We start from the raw sequence: 18,426 nt of genomic DNA, 5'->3' as shown, positions 1-18,426 counted from the left end.
ACCTATTTTCCCAAACTGTAAGCTTGAATAAGCTACTACATTTGAATAAAAACTTTTTACGCAACCTTCAGTGCGTTATTGATATGAACTTCTTGGTTTTTTCTGAGAATACAAACACCAGTCATAGTAGTATTCATTACATAGCGAAAAATTCGCTACTTTAATAATAAAGGATCACTTAATGAATAGGAAAACCTTATCAGGGTTCATCGTATTGTGTTGTTGCGTCATGTTGGCAACATTCGTACAAGCTGCAGACACTAAAGAACCAGATAAAAGAGCCGAGTATATTCGTTCTCATTATGCTAAATATGAATATCAAATTCCTATGCGTGATGGGGTAGAATTATTTACTGCAGTTTACATCCCCTACGACAAATCAACTCAATATCCCATGATGATGCAACGCACACCCTACCGTGTTGCCCCTTATGGTGCGGATAAATATAAAACTAAATTAGGGCCAAGTGAAATTTTCGAAAAAGACGGATTTATTTTTGTTTTTCAAGATGTGCGCGGCAAATTTATGTCACAAGGTGAGTACGTTAATATGCGTCCACAAGACGCCGGTGATAAAGGTGGTAATGCCACCGATGATGCCACAGACAGCTATGACACCATCGACTGGTTGGTTAAAAACGTTCCAAATAATAATGGAAAAGTGGGCATGTGGGGCACCTCTTACCCAGGGTATTATACCTCGGTAGCAGCCATCAACAGCCATAAAGCACTTAAAGCGATTTCACCTCAAGCACCGATAGCTAACTGGTTTTATGATGATTTTCATCGTAATGGTGCATTTTCTACTCCGATGGCATTTATTTTCTTCGATACTTTCGATAAACAGCGCGAAGGGCAGTTTGCCTATTGGCCTGAAGGCATGGACTCAACCACTCCTGATGGTTATGACTTTTTCCGTAATCTGGGCCCATTAAGTAACGTTAACAAAAACTATTTTAAAGGTGAACGCCCTTTTTGGAACGAATTAACTGAACATCCAAATTACGATGAATATTGGCAGGCGCGTAATGTGTTACAGCACCTTAATAATGTTAAACCGGCTACCTTAGTGGTAGGCGGTTGGTATGACACCGAAGATCTTTATGGTCCACTGGAAACCTATCAAACCATGTCAAAGGGTAACAAAAAGAACAATATCCATCTCATTATGGGACCTTGGTACCACGGCCAATGGAATGATGCTGACGGCAGTAAAATGGGTGAAGCCAAGTTTGGTTTTAATACCAGTGAATGGTTTCAAGAACGTATTTTATTACCGTTTTTCAAACAAAATCTAAAAGACGCTAAAGAGGACAAAGATGGTAAAGCAGTATCTTTGGCTCAAGCAACTATGTTCGAAACAGGTGCTAACCGCTGGCGTGAATTTGATACTTGGCCACCGGAACAAGGTAAAGATGTGGTGCTGTATATGGGAGCCAATGAAAAACTGCTTGATCACAAAGAGTCTAAAGGAGGTTCAAGCGACTATATTAGCGATCCAAACAAACCCGTTCCCCACTCAGATAAAGTGAGTCGCGGTTGGGATCGTCCATATATGGCTGAAGATCAACGCTTTACTGCTCGTCGCTCTGATGTTTTAGTTTTTAATGACGAAGTGGCAGTTGAAGATCAAACCATTGCGGGCTCAATTGATATTAATCTGTGGGTTTCCACCGACCAAAGTGCTGGCGATTTTGTAGTTAAATTAGTGGATGTATTCCCCGGTGTGGATGAAACCACTAATAAAGTTGATAAAGAAACGGGTAACCGTCATGAGTTAGTGCGCTGGGGCATTATTCGTGGGCGTTTCAGAAACAGCATGAGCACGCCTGAACCCTTTGAACCTAATAAACCCACACTGGTTAAATTTGAACTCTTGGATGTATTGCACACCATTAAACGTGGGCATAAGTTACAAATTCAGGTACAAAGCAGCATGTTTCCGTTTATGGATATGAACCCACAAAAATATGTCGATAATATCTTTAACGCCAAAGCAGAAGATTACGTTAAGGCGCAACATAAGCTGTATCACAGCGAACAATACCCAAGCTCGATAGAATTTAAAGTGATTACTCACTAATCGATATTTGTAATCAATGTATTGTTTTTTGAATGAGGCGGCTTGGAGCATAGAGCTACGAGCTGCTAGTTTAGAGCTAATGCGTTGACTGCATAATTATCATAACTAAAAAAACGCCTAAATTGGCGTTTTTTGTTTTTTTTAAGGGAAGAATAAACGCTGTACTTAATTAAATAATGACTTCGTTAGACTTATGGCCGACAAAAATTATGCTTTCCTATACTGCATACCCCATACGCTGTAAAAAACTTAACAAGATATTTTCTTTAATTGGCGGTTTATTTTTAGCCAATGCTTTTTTTGAATGGCTTTTAGAGGCGTTCATTTGACTACGCTTAGCTGCAGCGCTTTTTAATTCGCTGCGTCTCTCTTGAGCGGCATTGGCTTTAGCAACAAAACTCGCGCGAGTACTTGGATCCATATCTTCAAATACGCCTTTCACTCTACTTTTACGGACCGATCCGCTCGACTTAGGTGAACTACACATACCGACTCCTAGAAATAGTTATTGCTACAAATATATAGACCTTGTATTTCAAATTTTATTTCAATTACTGAGCGTTTTTATGTGCACTTAGCTTACTATTTTTACTCCAATCACCAAAATTAAGCATTAATCAATGACATAAAACAAGGTTTAGATGCAGCCCTATGGCTTGTAATAAACAAAGCGCAACAAACTCTCCGCAAAACCTATGAATGGAATAACCCCAACCTACCGCCTGAAACGCCATTTGATAGAAAAGAGCGGTGGATAGATTTAGGGATAAGATCGAGGGGACAGTTTTTACGCGGGTTATTTTCGTGATTTAGACGGTAATAAACTGAATTTTTTCTGTATGACTTAAGTGAAATAATAAGTGTGAGGGCTTTGGGTTCCCTGTTGATGTACTTTTTACGTTTTTAGGCAAAAAGTAAGTCGTACAGAAGGGATTCAATGTGAATAATGCCATGGAGAGGGCCGGGCATCAAACTCTATGGTAACCCCTCAAATTCAAACTTTAAGCTCTAAAGTGATTGTCCTGATAGCAACTGATAGTGATTTTTGTTGGGCGGTTGTTTACTCTGAATCTATAGGATTCTGCATTTACTGCCTGTGGTATTAGTTTTATCTTACCTTTGAGAAACCTACGGCTGCACAAATGACACCGCCTACCATACCGAACCAAGCTTCAATGGGTGTATTCCCACTGAGTGCTCGGCTAATCTGGGAGCCTGCAGAGTTAAAAACATCGTAACCCCACAACGCTAAAGCAACACCTACTGCAATCAGCACAATGCCTAAAATTTTATTATTCATATTTCTCTCAATTATTAAACACGGATTTAGTGCTGGATCGTTAGACTGACACATCTTTTATATTTAAATCAATTTTTACTTAACTACATCATTCAAAGGTGTAAGAAAGTAGATGGGGGGCGCCTTCAGGTTTGTTTTATTTTTCTATTACACTCCTCTCCCTCACTCTCCCTCTCCCTCCTTCCCTTCCTCCAAGAGTGTGCTCACATTTAGTTTGTTAATCTAATTTTAATGTTCGCGTAAAGTCTTTTTTAGGTTGTTTCTTTATGATTGCTTTAGTCAACTTAATCACTATTAAAGAAAGGTACGTTATGAAAAAAAGTAGCCTCACATTATTTGCACTTGCTTCGCTAACAGCAACCCAATATGCCACTGCATTCGAACAGGGTGACCTGATCCTTCGTGCTGGTTTTGCTACCGTTAGTCCTGACGATGCCTCATCAAATATCGTAGTAGGAAGTGATTTAGGGGTAAACGTAGCAGTAGATAGCAATACCCAGATAGGACTTAACATTGCTTATTTCTTAACAGACAACATTAACATTGAGGTACTGGCTGCCACCCCGTTTACTCATGATGTCAATTTTGGTGTCAGTGATCCACTCGGCACAGGTGATCAGTTAGGTGAAGTCACTCACTTGCCCCCAACAGTCACTGTTAATTATTACTTTAATGACGCTTCTAGTAAATTTCAGCCATATATTGGCGCAGGTCTAAATTACACTATCTTTTTTGATGAAGAATTCACCTCGGCAAACACTGCTGCAGGCTTAGATGATTTGTCTTTGGATAACTCTTTTGGATTAGCTGCTCAGGTGGGAGCAGATTATATGCTTAACGATAAGTGGTTTGTAAATGCGTCGGTTCGTTGGATAGATATCGATACAGAAGCATCATTTAATCTCAATGGAGCAGATGGCTCAGTAGACAGTATCGAAATCGACCCTTGGGTTTATTCAGTGACCTTAGGTTACCGATTTTAAATATCGAGATCTTAATGGGCGATTTGAACGTTTAAATACATATTTTTTAAATCGCTAAAGTTTTATCAAAGAGGAAAAACAATGAAAACAGCAAAATTATTTAATAAAAAGAACTTATTGGCTTTGGCCGTAACCAGCGTCTGTGTATTTACTGCTTCGGTAAGTGCCAAGGCAGTCAGTGATAGTGTTGTTGCCAAACAGCGTGCTGCGCTGGAAGCAAATACTGATGGTAAAGGTTTTGGTCCTCAATCTCCCCGTGATATCGATCAAGACTACGGCACTAATTTGCGTGATTTCTCTATGGCGCCAAATCGTAGCCAGCTTAATTTATGTAACATACATTTTCATAAAAATGCAGAGCATAGTGGTGGTGAATTCTCTACTCATGCAGGAAATGGCGATGGCAAAGGTGCAAATACTGGTTACGTTTACAATGGTAAACTTAGGGCTTCGCAGTTAAAACCTGTCAGTGCAAAAATATGTGCGGCTAAAGGCGACGCATTACAATCCGGCGATACCCTCGAAGTGCATTATGTGTATTCATCAGCACAAATTCAGCCTGGCCCAACTTTAGGTGCCTGTCTAGCAGATGCCACTATGAACCCAGGACTTAGGGTTGAAGGTCAAGTTATGGTGCTAGCGAACGATAGCAATGCACTTGATTTTAAAGACCTAGCGATGGTTAGTCAGGTAAATGGTTACTATCAAGCGCCAAACGTGCCAAACAATATGGGCGAACCGGTTGAGTACTTAGGCTCTACTACTGGACCTGCTTATAATGAAACTGCCTCTCCACTTCAGGTAAGCTGGAGTGTTAGACCTAAAGTTGCAGTGGTCGATATCAATTCAGTGGGTGAATGGTGTAATGACAATGTGTTTAAAGAAGATCACGCTCATGGCGTTCGTAACTTGGTAACTAACCCAAAATTATTGTCATCAATAAACTAACTTGAACTTAAGCTCAGACTAGGGCAATTAGGCTTGGTTAATTAATCCAAGCCTATATCCATTGCCTCGTAACGTTTGGATGGTGATCTCTGGATCTCCATCCAATTTACGTCTTAAGCGACTAATATAAACATCCACAATGTTTGTCTGAGGATCGCTTTTAGTTTGCCAAACCCGACTTAAAATCCGTTCCCTAGATAATACCTTTTTCTGGTTTTCTGTTAGATAAACGAGCAATTCAAACTCTATTTTAGTTAGAGGTATTTCTATCTCGTTTATTCGTGCAATACGTTCATCCATTTCCAATTCAAGAGAGCCAATACTCAAAGTCTGTTTAGATGATTGTGTGGGTTTATCTGCACGCCTACGAAGGGCGGCTATACGCGCTAGTAATTCGTCAAAATCAAAGGGTTTACATAAATAATCATCTGCACCTTTTTGTAATCCATTTATCCGTTCGCTGACGTCATCTAATGCGGTTAACATTAAGATCATGGGGGGAGAGGCCTGAGCTTTTATGGCCTCAACAATAGTTAAACTATCTTCAGAGCCAAAGAGTCGGTCAAGCACAACAATTTCAGGACCATGCTTGTTGATGAAAGGTAACACTTCGTGCAATTCACTTAGGGTCGCACATTCATATCCCTCTGCTCTTAATCCACGTTCTAAAAAGTTTAATAAGGGCTTTTCATCATCGGCTAATAAAATTTTCATTTGGCTTGTTCTATGGGTAATGTCACGGAAAAAGTTGAGCCTTCACCTTGAACCGATTCTACGGTTATTTGTCCGCCATGGGCTTCTATAATTGCTTTGGCAATAGGCAAGCCCAATCCAAGGCCTTCATTATGTTTACTGAAACGCACAAAGCGTTCAAATATATTTTCAATTTCAGTAGCCGAAATGCCTTTACCAGCGTCTTTTACAGAAATAACAATGAAGGTGTTGTTCTGCTTCACACTCACCACTAGTGGTAAATCTGATGGTGAATATTTAGTCGCATTATCCATAAGAATAGATAAGACCTGATGAATGCGGGGGGCATCAATGATCACTACAGTATCGTCAGAGATTAAGTCTGTCATTAAAGAAATATTGCGTTCTTGATGACGCCTTTGCCATTTTAATACCTCAGAATGTAATAACGGTTTGATTTTAGTGGCTTCCACCTCTAAATTTAATTGGTTCATTTCGGCTCGCGTCAACAGCAGTAAGTCATCCACCAACCTACTTAAGTTGACTGATTGTTCCAATATAGCGGTTAATGTGGCTTGATAATCTTCTTCGCAAGCTGATTTAAGCCTCAGGGTGACTTGTGCTTCGCCACGAATAATAGTCAGTGGTGTTCTTAACTCATGGGACACATCGGCTATGAACTGACGTCGCCGGGAGTCGATTTTTGTCAGCTTTAAGTTGGCATTAGTGAGCTCACTGGTGCGTTGTTCTACTGTGAACTCTAGGTGTTTTCTTGATTTGGTTTCATTCGCCTTGTGCTCCTGAAGCTGAGCCGCGAGTTGATTAATCGATACCACAAGTTCTTGGAATTCATCATCTAATTTTTCTGAAATAGGTTGTTGATATTGGCCAGATGCTATCGCATTTGTGGCATTTCTGATGAGGATTAACGGTTGGTAAAGCTGATAGAATAACCAATAACAACCATAAATAATCAGAGGCAAAGACAACGCACCAAGGCCAATAGTAAACCACACCATAGCGGTATTAAGGGTATCAATTTTGGCGTTTATCGCAGCAACCACTCGACTTTGGCGAGACACCGCCGAGTTTATTGCCTCCCTAAATTGGTCGTCGATAGTCACTTCCAACAAACTACGCAGTCTGTCTTGCTGATTAAGAGGGGCGGTGCTCATACTCACCACCACTAGTTTAAATTCCTTAATAATTTCATATAGGAGTTGCTCAAGTTCGTCGGTATCTTCGACACTACCTTGTGTAAAATCGACCCCCAGAGCTTCACGTTGTTGTAACTCTAACTTTCTGATATTGGTCAATGACTGCGCAATCAACGTTTGTTTGTTGCGAACATTGGCTTGATTCGCATTCTGACCGAATATAACTTCATCGGTGAGTTGTTTGAATAATCGATAGGAAATGCTTGAAAGCTGTTGGTGCTCAACCAGTAATGATTGAGCGATAGTGCTTTGTTTGAGGTTTTCGCGGGTGAGATGGGCAGAGATGGCGGTACAGGTTAATGCTACAAGTAATATAAAAGCAGTGGTAAGCCCAAAGTAAAAAAGCTTGTGTTTATACATCTGATGATGATCTCAATAGTAGTGAACTCTTAGCAAGAATATTACGATCTATGTTTAGTTATAGACCAAAATTAATTAATCTATTCATGCTGAATTCCCTGTCAGGCTATTTAGCTGTAAAAGCATGCATTAATGGAGTGAGGTGTGTCTCAAAATTCTTCCATTGTTCTCTGGCATCAGAATTAATTGGCTGACGAACCTGCTCTGAGCTGGGGGTTTTTATGGTGCGTTGGGTCTTATAAAAATGCAAACAAGATGATTCGAAGGGCAATTGACAAAAATCTAATATGCGCCTGACCTGAGTCTCCAGATCATCTATCACGTCTTCGTGTTGAACCTTTAAAACAAAGCCCGGTAGAACTGTATCCCAGTGTGTCATTAAGGATTGGTAGGATTGATAGTAGTGAACAAGATTGTCTAAGTCGTATGAAAACTCCTGTCCTTCAGCAAATAGCTGTTTATAGCCACTGAAGCAACAAGCAATAGGCTCACGCCTCGCGTCAATTATTTTGGCATTGGGCAGCATGGTTTTGATTAAACCAATATGCATAAAATTATTCGGCATCTTGTCTATAAAAAATGCAGCTCCTTGTCGGTAGCACTGCGTGTCGTCAATGAACTGTTTACCAAAACGGGCGAAGTATTCATGGTCTATTTCAGTAACAACCTGTGGGTAGCCGCTTTTACTGCCACTTAATCTTGCTGCTAGTCCCATTACATTGTGTAGCTCCATGGTGCCATCCACTTGGGAGTGAGATGCCAGTATTTGCTCAAGTAAAGTTGAACCTGCTCTAGGGAGCCCAACGATAAAAATGGGGTCAGGGGTTTGATCACCTAGATCTTTATGTGCTTTAAAAAAGTCTGCTGTGAAGACCGATTTTTGTGCCTCAATCTGTTCGCTCAACTTTGTTTGTGAATAATGACTACGCTGGTTCTTTAAAGTATTGCCATTTTGATAATAGCTAAAAGCAGTGTTAAATTGTTTGCGGTCTTCATAGGCTTTAGCCAGCGCAAACTCAAGGTGGGCTTTGTCGTCTTGTTCTATACCGACTGTATCCAGTTGAGCCTTCATCAGGTTGAGTTCGTTGTCGGTAAATCGATAGGTTTTAGTATTGGCTAAACTCCAATAGGCATCGCCGAAGTCAGCGCGAATTTTGTAAGCTTGTTGATAAGCCGCTATTGCTTGTTCAATGTTGCCGTTTGCTTTGTAAGCATGTCCAAGTAGCAGCTGTATACCGGGAAGTTCTTTACGCGCGTCGTTTATGACTTGCTGATAATGGCTGATAGCTTGTTCAACTTCACCTACTCCCACCATAGCGCTGGCTTTTGCTGCAAGATATTGATGATTATCAGGGTGTTCGTTTAGTAAAATTTCGGCTTGTTGTTTGGCTTGGCTAAATTTGCCTAACTTAGATAATAATTGCACAAACTCGGCTCTTGCGGCTTCATAGCTTGGGTGTATTTCAACGCAGCTTTCCAACAGAAATTCGGCTTCATGATAAAGTTTTAACCTGATGCCAATTTCAGCCAGCAGCAGCATTGCTTCAGCATGATGTTTGTGAGTTTGTAAAAAACGTCGACATACTTTATCTGCTATACCTAACTTTCCCTCATACATAAGATCTTGAGCGCCACGAATTTCAACTGGCAGTTGCGTAAGGTACTCGATCCGTTGTGTAGCGAATTTCAGCGCTTCACCATGGTTCAGTTCACCGTACAGAGGAGCTAATTTTTGCCAACTGGATAACAATGCAGGATTAAGGCGAGTGGCTCTTGCAAACGCTGTTGCAGCGCTGGGTTTATTGCCTGTACTAAGAGATAGATAGCCATTTTCTTGATGGGCACGTGCCTGATTCGGATCAATTGCGATGAGTGTTTTAACTGTTTCAACGGCCTCACCAATCAAACCTTTAGTGCGCTGGGCAACGGCCAGAATATATAATGTTTCAACTTTTTCTTGGGTATTTTCTTGAGTGTTTTCTAAAGAGTTCTCTAGGTTGTCTAGTGCTTGCTTTGCAAGTGATATGGCGTTGTCTGTGTCGCCTGATTGAAGTGCACGTTTGACATCGTCAATTTTGATGTGGTTTTTGCTACTTTGTTCACTGACGTTTTCTGCCACGTGTTACCTCCAGATGATTTAATTCTATATTACGATCAAATTGTGATTGCTGCGCGATTTTTCAATACATAAAATAAAGGCAAGCTGAAAGCTTGCCTTTATTAGTCACTTCAAGTCTATCTTAATAGAAATCGTAAGACAGTCTTAATCCTAATGTGCGAGGACGGTTAGTCACAACCTTTGGCGTAAATTGCTGAGTATCGATGTATAACACAGCACTTTCGTCAGTGAGATTATCTATATACAACTCGGCTTTCCAGTCGTCTTTAGTGATGCCAACAGATACATTGGCAATCGCATAGCTTTCTTGAATGTAACGTCCACCCTGGAAAATATCGCCATTCGAGTCTTTAAATGAGGTGCCGTCATAGGTGGCGGCTTCATTTTGAATAGGTAAGCCTGAGCCAGTACCGTAAATCAATCGTGTAGCGTCTTCGGTAACGTAAGCATCCATAGACATTCCGGCTAAACGGTCACCCGTGTAGCTGACAGAGGCATTGAAATAACCGTCGTAACCGTTATCAAGTTCGAAATAATAACGGGCGCGGATATTACCTGAAAACTCAGCTGAATAGGGCAGTTGTGCACCTACTCCTGGTGCAATACCTGCTAGTTCAGCGTTAACACGGGTTAATTCTGTATCCAATAAACTAAAGGCCGCGTTGATGACTAAGTTGTCTGATGCTAACCATGTAATATCAGCATCTACGCCTCTTATCTCGGCATCACCCACATTATCGGTAAAGACTAAAAAGCTAATGTTGGTTGGGTCATAACGTGACGTTTGTAAGTCGGTAATTTCAGAGTAAAAAGCCGTGGCATTGACCCTTAAAATACCATCTAAAAAGTCACCTTTCATGCCTATCTCGAAGTTATCAAGGCTATCGGTAGTGGAATAAACTGGGATTCTGAAACCATTAAATGCACCACTTTGATTACTCGCAAGGTCACCACCTTGACGATTAGTAACCGGTGGTCTAAATCCTTCTGAATAGGTAGTGAAAATCAGTATGTCGTCATTCATTTTGTAATCTAACGAGGCTTTAAAGATAGTATCATCGACTGTTAATGTGCCGCTATCATCTAATAAGCTTACGTCCAACTGACCGCTTGCAATAGCTGCTTGAAGAACTCCTGGGCCATCACCCGTTGCTAAGTCTAATTCTGCAGGGTCTTGAGAGCCAAAGGCAGCAATTCTACGGCTCACATCAGTGCTGGTTGTTGAGCCTTTAAATATGTCATCAATTTGATACCAACGTGCGCCCAAAGAAGCGGTTAGTTTATCGGTAAGGTCGTATTCAACCTGACCAAATACGGCCACTTGTTCGATGGTGTGGGTGACGTCATTGACAAAACTAACACCTGACTCAAACGGTCCGCCGTTGCTGTTAATTCCTTCAGAGCCTGGTAGAAATTTACCTAAATTATTGAACGCGCCTAAATCTGTATTGGCAATGTTGAATTGCCCCACAGTTCCAAGCTCTTGGTCATCATAGAAAATACCAGCAGTCACACGCCACGCGTTGTCTACATCGGTGTTGAATCTAAGCTCGTGCGTTATACGTGTAGTATCTGTATTTTCTTTATAATACTTAGTTGGGTCTAGGCAGACTTCATCTTCTGGAGCAACGTTGCCATCATTATAAGTGCCATAGCTACATACATAATAGGCTGAGAACAAACCGCCGTTGGTATAACCGGTGTAATCGATAGTAGAGCTGATTTCACGGTCTAAATAACCACCTGTGTAGACTACGTCAAGCTTGTCTAAACGGCCTTCCAACGTCCAAGTAGTGAGTCCGAACTCATCATCATTGTCTTCAGGTGTAAAACGGTTAACAGAGCTTTCACCTTCAAGGTTAGGATCGTAAGAAAACACGCCTTCGGTTTCAAGAGACTGAGCGGTGTGTTGCACCAACAATGACCAATCGTTATTGATCAAATACGACATCCCAAATCTAACACCTGCATAAATAGCATCGTTGGTATCATCTTCTACTAACTTGCCATTTTTAGGTGAAATAACAGGCGTGTTTTGTGGGTCGCTAAGGGGACCACCTGATATTCTGTCGATAACAACAGCACTGCCAATATAGCCGCCTTCGCCAGGTTTATTCAGGATATTGTCAATCCATCCACCTTGTTTGTCATTGTAAGCGACTACGCGAAGTGCCAGCTCATCGGTAGGCGTAAAATTCATATAAGCTTCAACGGAATTACTCATTTCGCCGCCTTTAGTACTACCGATATTCACATCCATGCCAGCAGCAAAACCAGAGTGATCAGGTTTTTTACTGATCATACGCACTGTGCCTGACTGTGAACTTGCACCAAAGAGTGTGCCTTGTGGACCAGGCAGTACTTCGATTCGTTCCATGTCTGCAGCGTAAACGTCTAAGTTTCTGCCTTGCATGGAAACGGGTTGTTCATCGAGATAAAACGCAACCGACGGTTGTAATGCCTGTACTGAGGACACTGAGATATTGGTTTGTGTGGTGGCGGCACCTCGGATATAAATTTCATTTTGACCGGGGCCTGTGCCTTGGAAAACCACGTTTGGTAGAAATTCCACGTAGTCAGTAAAGCTTTCCACACCTAGGTTTTCTAGTGCTTCACCATTTAAAGCAGAAACAGATACGGGTATTTCCTGTATTGATTCGGTTCGTTTAGTGGCGGTAACTTGAATGGTTTCTATTTGTGCTTTTGCTGTTTTTTCTTGAGCTTGTTCTTGTGCTATTGCAGGATTAAGTGCCAGTGCTGTGACTATGGCACAGCTAATTTTAGTTTTGTTCATATGTGTATTGTTCATGTGTTAAGACCCTTTGTGTCTTTTGTATGCACTGCCAAGGGATGATACTTTTCTTAGACCCAATGCTTACAATATTTAATTTCAATACGATTTTTTTTCTCTACGGCAACCGTCAGTATAACATACTTGTAGGCCTATTTCTAAAGTGATTCCCAGCGTTGCCAAAAGCGAAGATAAATTTAATGCGTAGCACCCTAATTATATTGCGAGTTTAAAAGAATCATGGGATAGGTTATATTGTGTTCTGATAAACTGTTTTACAGGCTTAAATAAGTGGCTCTAACCCGTATAGATCAACACCTTAACCGACCCGTTTTTTATCTTTCTTCCTTATCGATTTTAGTATTGGTTCTGTTTGCATTGATAGCGCCACAAACGGCGGATGTTTTTTTTACTGACTTACAAAACACCATTATTGAAAATGGTAGTTGGTTTTACGTGGTGACGGTGGCGATCATTCTTATCACTGTATTGTATCTCGGCTTCTCTAGCTTTGGTGATATACGACTTGGCCCCGATCACTGTAAACCTGACTATTCTTTGCCTAGTTGGCTTTCAATGTTGTTTGCTGCAGGTATGGGAATTGGGCTGATGTTTTTTGGTGTAGCCGAACCTGTAATGCACTTTTTATCACCCCCTACCGCAACTCAAGGCACCACCGACGCAGTTCGAGAAGCGATGAAAATGACCTTCTTTCACTGGGGTTTACATGCTTGGGCAATTTATGCGGTTGTCGGATTAATATTAGCCTATTTTAGTTTTAGATTAAATTTACCCCTCACATTACGCTCCGCTTTGTATCCGATGATTGGTGACCGCATTTATGGCTGGGCTGGTCATACAGTGGATATTCTTGCTGTGGTGAGTACTGTTTTTGGTATCGCTACATCGCTAGGCTTGGGTGCTGCGCAGATTAACTCAGGCCTAAATTATCTGTTTGGCTTAGAAGAGTCGATACCTGTCCAAATTTATTTAATGATAGGCATTATCGCTGTTGCAATTGTCTCAGTGGCAACTGGCTTAGATAAGGGCATACGCCGCTTGTCAGAATTGAATATGATCCTGGCTATTGCATTATTGCTATTCATTCTAATTTTAGGACCCACTGTGTTTTTGCTTGCCGCCTATGTGCAAAATACTGGAGCGTACCTGTCGGATATTGTGCGTAATACCTTTAATTTATTTGCCTATGACAAAACTGATTGGATTGGTGGTTGGACTATTTTTTATTGGGGCTGGTGGCTTGCTTGGGCACCTTTTGTTGGACTGTTTATTGCGCGAATTTCACGGGGCAGAACGATACGCGAGTTTGTTATTGGTGTTTTGGTTATCCCCACTGCTTTTACGTTATTCTGGATGACAGTATTTGGTAATTCTGCAATAGATCTTATTTATACGCAGGGTGTAGATAAATTAGGCGACATGGTCAGCACCAATGCGCCTGTTGCCCTGTTTTTGTTTTTGGAAAACTTTCCGTTTCAAGGGTTTCTGAGTTTTATTGCCACCTTGATGGTTATTGTGTTTTTTGTCACATCATGCGACTCAGGCGCAATGGTGGTGGATATGCTCTGCTCCCATGGAAGAAACGATACACCCGTATGGCAACGGATTTATTGGGCTGTAGGTGTCGGGGTTGTTTCGGCTATATTGTTGACCGCCGGTGGTCTAAATGCTCTGCAAACTATGACTATTGCCACGGCCTTACCTTTTGCCATTATTTTGTTGATTTCAATGGTGGGGCTGATAAAAGCATTACGTATTGAAAACCATAAAAAGGCCAGCCTGACGATGAACTTGCACCCTCATCCATCCACGACCAATAGTGGTTGGGAACAGCGACTGTCGTCTATTATTCAATTTCCTAACAAAATAACAGTAACAAAATTTATTGATACTACTGTACGACCCGCTTTACAGGAGGTCAGTCTAGAATTGGCTAGTAATCAAGTTGAATCTGAGATTGTGAATGAATCAGGTATGTTGAGTTTGAATGTTCAACACGGCAGTGAGCATTCTTTTGTCTTTGGGGTAAAGTGTGAAAAATACCTGCAACCTAGTTTTTCTCCGGATAATGAGGAATCACTTGTGAGTACCGACGAGCATACTTACTGTCGTGCAGAGGTGCATTTAGCCGAAGGTGGGCAAGATTACGATATTATGGGCTGGTCGAAACAGACCATTATTAATGATGTAATTGACCAATATCATAAACATCAGCATTTTCTGCATGTATTACGTTGATATACTAGCCTCGGTATTTTCTGCTGAGGCTAATTTGCATAGATATTATATAAAGGATCGGCAGCCCGCTGCAGAAATTATCGCCGAGCATGGTTGGTTTTTAATATACTCCCAACGTTCATCCAATCCATTGATATGAAGGAATAAATGTGCGTATTAAGTCGCCCAAAGGTATTTTGTCTTTAGACAGTATTTTACCCGAAGAACCATTGCTGATGATGGGGGCGGGGCCAGTGCCGATTCCGGCTAGAGTGGCTGCTGCCAATGGCATTGTTATCAATCATTTGGGAGATACAATGGCGCAGATTATTGAGCAGGTTAAGTTGATGTCTCGTTATGTATTTCAGACTGAAACGGGTCATATCTTAGGTGTGGCGGGTCCAGGGTCTGCGGCAATGGAAATGGCTGTGGCGAACTTGGTTGTGCCGGGTAGTAAAGTGCTCAGTGTATGTAATGGTTTTTTCAGTAATCGATTGGCCGAAATGGCTGAACGTGTTGAAGCAAATGTTGTGCGTTTAGTGGTAGAAGAAGGCCAAAGTGCAGACCCAGAATTAGTTGCCGAATATATAGCACAGCATCGACCGCAAGTATTGACCATAGTGCAGGGCGAAACATCAAGTACGGTTTGTAATCATAACTTGGCCACTATCGCAGCTGCGGCAAAAGCCCACAACTGTTTAGTGATTGTCGATGCCGTTTGTACCTTAAGTACGATGGAATTCGATATGGACGAGTGGGGTATTGATGCGGTGATTACCGGGGGACAAAAAGGTCTATCTTGTATTCCCGGGGTATCTTTAATTGGCTTTTCCAGCAAAGCTTGGGAACACATTCAGTCGCGTTCAGACCAACTGCGTCATTGGTGTTTAGACGCTAAATTGGCTGATCAATTTTGGTATAAAAAAGCGTATCATTACACCGCTCCTGTTTCTGGGATTTTAGCGATCCACGAAGCCTTAAGGTTGGTGTGCACAGAAACCTTAAAAGTAAGGTTTGACCGCCACTTACGTAGTTCACAAGCTTTGCAAGCAGGGATTGAAGCGATGGGCCTCACGCTTTACGTTAAACCTGCCGCTCGCCTGAATTCCGTTGTGGGTATTAAAGTGCCTGATGGGGTGGAAGGAAAACAATTACTCAGCACTATGTCTAAACGTTACAAAGTTGAAATATCCGGTTCGTTTGGAGCCAATATCGTACGTATTGGTCAAATGGGCGAACAATGCCGCGCCCACAACTTGTTCCGCACCTTACACGCCTTTGGTGCTAGTTTTAATGTACTTGGTCAAAAACTTGATTTACCAGCAGGTATGGCAGCATTAGAGGGGTCGTTAGATCAACACGGTTTTATCGATCAAATTTAATATATTCTCTATAAACGTTAAAAGTGCAGGTTTTTATGCAGATAGGCCACGAGTATTTTGCCTGCTTCACTAATGTGCTGCTTTAAAATGCCTTTGGCCTTGCCTAGTTGTTTAGCTTTTATTGCGTCTAATAGCTGGTAATGCTCTTGTTGACTGGTTTTTTTGTAGTTTAGTTCAACTGAATGAAAGCCAATATAACGTGAACAAAGTTGATGTAGGTTGGCTATATTGTTGAACAATGTTGGCCTTTTAGCCCCATGATAAAGGCAGGCATGGAACTGCCAATTTAAATCACCATATTGGGCAATGCTTAACTTTGGCTGGTCGAGTTGTTCTAGAATATCTGTGGCTCTTCCCAAAATTTGGTGATTGAGTTTTGGCATGGCGTGACTCAGCATAAGTGGCTCTAGATACATCCGCATAATGTATAAATCCTCTGCTTCGGTAGCGCTTAATGGGTGCACCATAACCCCACGTTTACCACTTTGTGTTAGCCAACCCTCATTTTTTAAACGCTGCAAAACATCACGTATAGGAATACGGCTGACCCCATAGTCAGCTGCCAGTTGTTGTTGTTTTAAAGGACTCGCTATAGGCAGCTTATTATCGCGGATATCTTGTTTTAATTGCTGATACAAGGCTTCTGCAGGCTGTTTGTCATTTATAAGTTTATCAGTCATAAATCATCTTCTCGCAATACGGCTGATGGCCAGTGTGCCAAGCCCAATGGTTATACCCCAAAATGCTGACGCGATATTAAAAAAAGACACCCCTGAGGCGGTGACTAAAAAGGTGATCAAGGCCGCATCTCTGTAGTCTGGTTGCTCGAATGTCGATTGTAAACTAGCGCCAATGATACCTAACAAAGCCAAGCCAGCTAACGCCGCAATCATGGCAGCAGGGAAAGCTGCAAATAAACTCACCACAGTGGCACCACAAATACCCGCCAATATATTAAATAAGCCTGTAAATACACCTGCAATATACCGTTTATCAGGATCTGGGTGAGCTTCTTCACTGGCGCATATGGCAGCGGTGATGGCCGCCAAATTTAAAGTGAACGCCCCCAAAGGCGCAAACAACAGGTTCAATCCCCCAGTCCAACTGAGTATAGGTGATACCGGTGCTTGGCTATGGCCAGTGGCACGTAAAATAGCTATACCCGGCACATTTTGCGAGGTCATAGTCACAATAAATAACGGTAAGCCCACCCCTATTAATAAGCTCAAGTTAAATTCTGGCCATGTCCACACTGGCATTGCCAGCGACCATCTGACTTGCTCTAAGTTAATTAAGTTAAAGGAGTAGGCACATATAAATCCTGCAATCAGCACCGCAACTGTCGCGTAACGAGGTAACCATCTCTTAGCGAATAAAAAAGTGACAAGCATGATCCCCACCATAAGCGGGTCACTTTGTAATGATGTGAAAATACTCAACCCAAACTGGACTAATATACCAGCCAACATGGCTGACGCTAATGGCAAAGGGATACGTTTAGTTAAAGCGTCAAACCAACCAGACAGACCTGTTAGCAGGGTCAAAAGTCCAACAAATACAAAAATTCCGATGGCTTCGCCAATACTATTACCACCGAGTGTGCTGGCCAGCAATGCTGCACCTGGCGTTGACCAAGCAATGATGATGGGGCGTTTGTAATAAAGTGATAACCCCAAACAACCCAGCCCCATACTCATACCCAAAGCCCATATCCAAGAGTCAATCATCTCTTGGCTAGCGCCAGCGGCAATAGCGGCCTGATACACAATCACCCAAGCACTGGCATAGCCTACTAATACCGCAATAAAACCAGCGCTTATGGCGGATAGGCTGAGATCTGAAATAAAGCTTTTGATCTTCATTTTTGTATTCAAATTTTAAAATGTATACAAAATTTAACATGGATCTGGATGTGATTGAAGTCTGATTCTAGTGTGAGTGTAAAAAAATAGAATAAAACTGTATTGATATTGCTCTGTTCCATATCAATATAATCCCCATAATCTCTAATATTTGTAACTTTCTGTAATACTTCGGTATCTCTATGCTGACTCTGTATTATTTGATGTTAAATTTAGAATTACCCATATAATAAAAAGTGCCGTCATGAAAATGTTTTATTATTCACTTATCGCTTTTACTACACTCAGCGCACTGACTGGTTGTAATTCTGCGTCAGAAACAAAAGCACAAGAAACCGCTGCTGTTGTTACACTGCAGGCAGAGCAAGCCACTCATTCAGCTACAGAATTAGTTAAAGTATTGACTATGCAGCCAGCCGAAACTCAGGCGCGATAGCCAGCCAGACACCC

At 41.6% G+C, this 18,426-nt stretch carries 14 protein-coding genes; 6 read left to right on the top strand and 8 right to left on the bottom strand.

The genetic code is table 11. From position 1 onward, the window contains the following. Positions 1 to 181: 181 nt before the first annotated feature. Positions 182 to 2,083: a CocE/NonD family hydrolase gene (locus CXF95_RS28695; RefSeq protein ID WP_101201800.1), complete on the top strand. Its 1,902-nt coding sequence runs from the start codon at positions 182 to 184 to the stop codon at positions 2,081 to 2,083. Positions 2,084 to 2,300: 217 nt separating this feature from the next. Here the strand turns inward: CXF95_RS28695 and CXF95_RS28690 are convergent, their stop codons facing one another. Continuing rightward, a complete protein-coding gene (locus CXF95_RS28690) occupies positions 2,301 to 2,570 on the bottom strand; it encodes a hypothetical protein (protein ID WP_101201799.1) in 270 nt (89 codons plus the stop codon). Between the two features lie 621 nt (positions 2,571 to 3,191). After that, positions 3,192 to 3,383 (bottom strand): DUF3185 family protein, encoded by a 192-nt coding sequence (locus CXF95_RS28680; protein WP_101201798.1) that lies wholly within the window; start codon positions 3,381 to 3,383, stop codon positions 3,192 to 3,194. Positions 3,384 to 3,694: 311 nt separating this feature from the next. Between CXF95_RS28680 and CXF95_RS28675 the strand changes: the two genes are divergently transcribed. Both CXF95_RS28675 and CXF95_RS28670 read left to right on the top strand, forming a co-directional pair. After that, positions 3,695 to 4,366 carry an OmpW family outer membrane protein gene (locus CXF95_RS28675; protein ID WP_101201922.1) on the top strand — a complete coding sequence of 224 codons (672 nt, stop codon included), beginning with the start codon at positions 3,695 to 3,697 and terminating at the stop codon, positions 4,364 to 4,366. A gap of 81 nt (positions 4,367 to 4,447) precedes the next feature. Beyond that, complete coding sequence (locus tag CXF95_RS28670) at positions 4,448 to 5,314, top strand: delta-class carbonic anhydrase (protein WP_157828294.1); 867 nt, start codon at positions 4,448 to 4,450, stop codon at positions 5,312 to 5,314. Positions 5,315 to 5,341: 27 nt separating this feature from the next. Here the strand turns inward: CXF95_RS28670 and CXF95_RS28665 are convergent, their stop codons facing one another. The 4 genes from CXF95_RS28665 to CXF95_RS28650 all read right to left on the bottom strand — a co-directional run bounded on the left by CXF95_RS28665 (position 5,342) and on the right by CXF95_RS28650 (position 12,497). Next, entirely contained in the window at positions 5,342 to 6,028 is a 687-nt protein-coding gene (locus CXF95_RS28665) for a response regulator transcription factor (protein WP_101201797.1), read from the bottom strand. Continuing rightward, positions 6,025 to 7,584 (bottom strand): HAMP domain-containing sensor histidine kinase, encoded by a 1,560-nt coding sequence (locus CXF95_RS28660; protein ID WP_101201796.1) that lies wholly within the window; start codon positions 7,582 to 7,584, stop codon positions 6,025 to 6,027. Before CXF95_RS28660 ends, CXF95_RS28665 begins: the two co-directional genes overlap by 4 nt. A gap of 106 nt (positions 7,585 to 7,690) precedes the next feature. Further along, positions 7,691 to 9,703 carry a sulfotransferase gene (locus CXF95_RS28655; protein WP_101201795.1) on the bottom strand — a complete coding sequence of 671 codons (2,013 nt, stop codon included), beginning with the start codon at positions 9,701 to 9,703 and terminating at the stop codon, positions 7,691 to 7,693. Positions 9,704 to 9,824: 121 nt separating this feature from the next. After that, positions 9,825 to 12,497, bottom strand: coding sequence for a TonB-dependent receptor (locus tag CXF95_RS28650; RefSeq protein WP_101201920.1), 2,673 nt, complete (start codon positions 12,495 to 12,497; stop codon positions 9,825 to 9,827). Positions 12,498 to 12,785: 288 nt separating this feature from the next. Between CXF95_RS28650 and CXF95_RS28645 the strand changes: the two genes are divergently transcribed. Both CXF95_RS28645 and CXF95_RS28640 read left to right on the top strand, forming a co-directional pair. Beyond that, positions 12,786 to 14,753: a choline BCCT transporter BetT gene (locus CXF95_RS28645; protein WP_101201794.1), complete on the top strand. Its 1,968-nt coding sequence runs from the start codon at positions 12,786 to 12,788 to the stop codon at positions 14,751 to 14,753. A 149-nt stretch (positions 14,754 to 14,902) separates the two neighbouring features. After that, positions 14,903 to 16,114: an alanine--glyoxylate aminotransferase family protein gene (locus tag CXF95_RS28640; protein WP_101201793.1), complete on the top strand. Its 1,212-nt coding sequence runs from the start codon at positions 14,903 to 14,905 to the stop codon at positions 16,112 to 16,114. A gap of 17 nt (positions 16,115 to 16,131) precedes the next feature. On the opposite strand, the gene CXF95_RS28635 is transcribed toward CXF95_RS28640, so the two are convergent. Together CXF95_RS28635 and CXF95_RS28630 are read right to left on the bottom strand one after the other, a co-directional pair. After that, positions 16,132 to 16,794 carry a GntR family transcriptional regulator gene (locus tag CXF95_RS28635; RefSeq protein ID WP_232788097.1) on the bottom strand — a complete coding sequence of 221 codons (663 nt, stop codon included), beginning with the start codon at positions 16,792 to 16,794 and terminating at the stop codon, positions 16,132 to 16,134. Between the two features lie 3 nt (positions 16,795 to 16,797). Further along, a complete protein-coding gene (locus tag CXF95_RS28630) occupies positions 16,798 to 17,976 on the bottom strand; it encodes a benzoate/H(+) symporter BenE family transporter (RefSeq protein ID WP_101201792.1) in 1,179 nt (392 codons plus the stop codon). Between the two features lie 244 nt (positions 17,977 to 18,220). On the opposite strand from CXF95_RS28630, the gene CXF95_RS30175 reads away from it, so the two are divergent. Continuing rightward, entirely contained in the window at positions 18,221 to 18,412 is a 192-nt protein-coding gene (locus tag CXF95_RS30175) for a hypothetical protein (protein ID WP_198556752.1), read from the top strand. Positions 18,413 to 18,426 lie beyond the last annotated feature (14 nt).

It is taken from the genome of Paraglaciecola sp. MB-3u-78, from assembly GCF_002835935.1.
Classification (GTDB): Bacteria; Pseudomonadota; Gammaproteobacteria; order Enterobacterales; family Alteromonadaceae; genus Paraglaciecola.
This window is presented reverse-complemented; position numbering and strand designations above follow the sequence as displayed.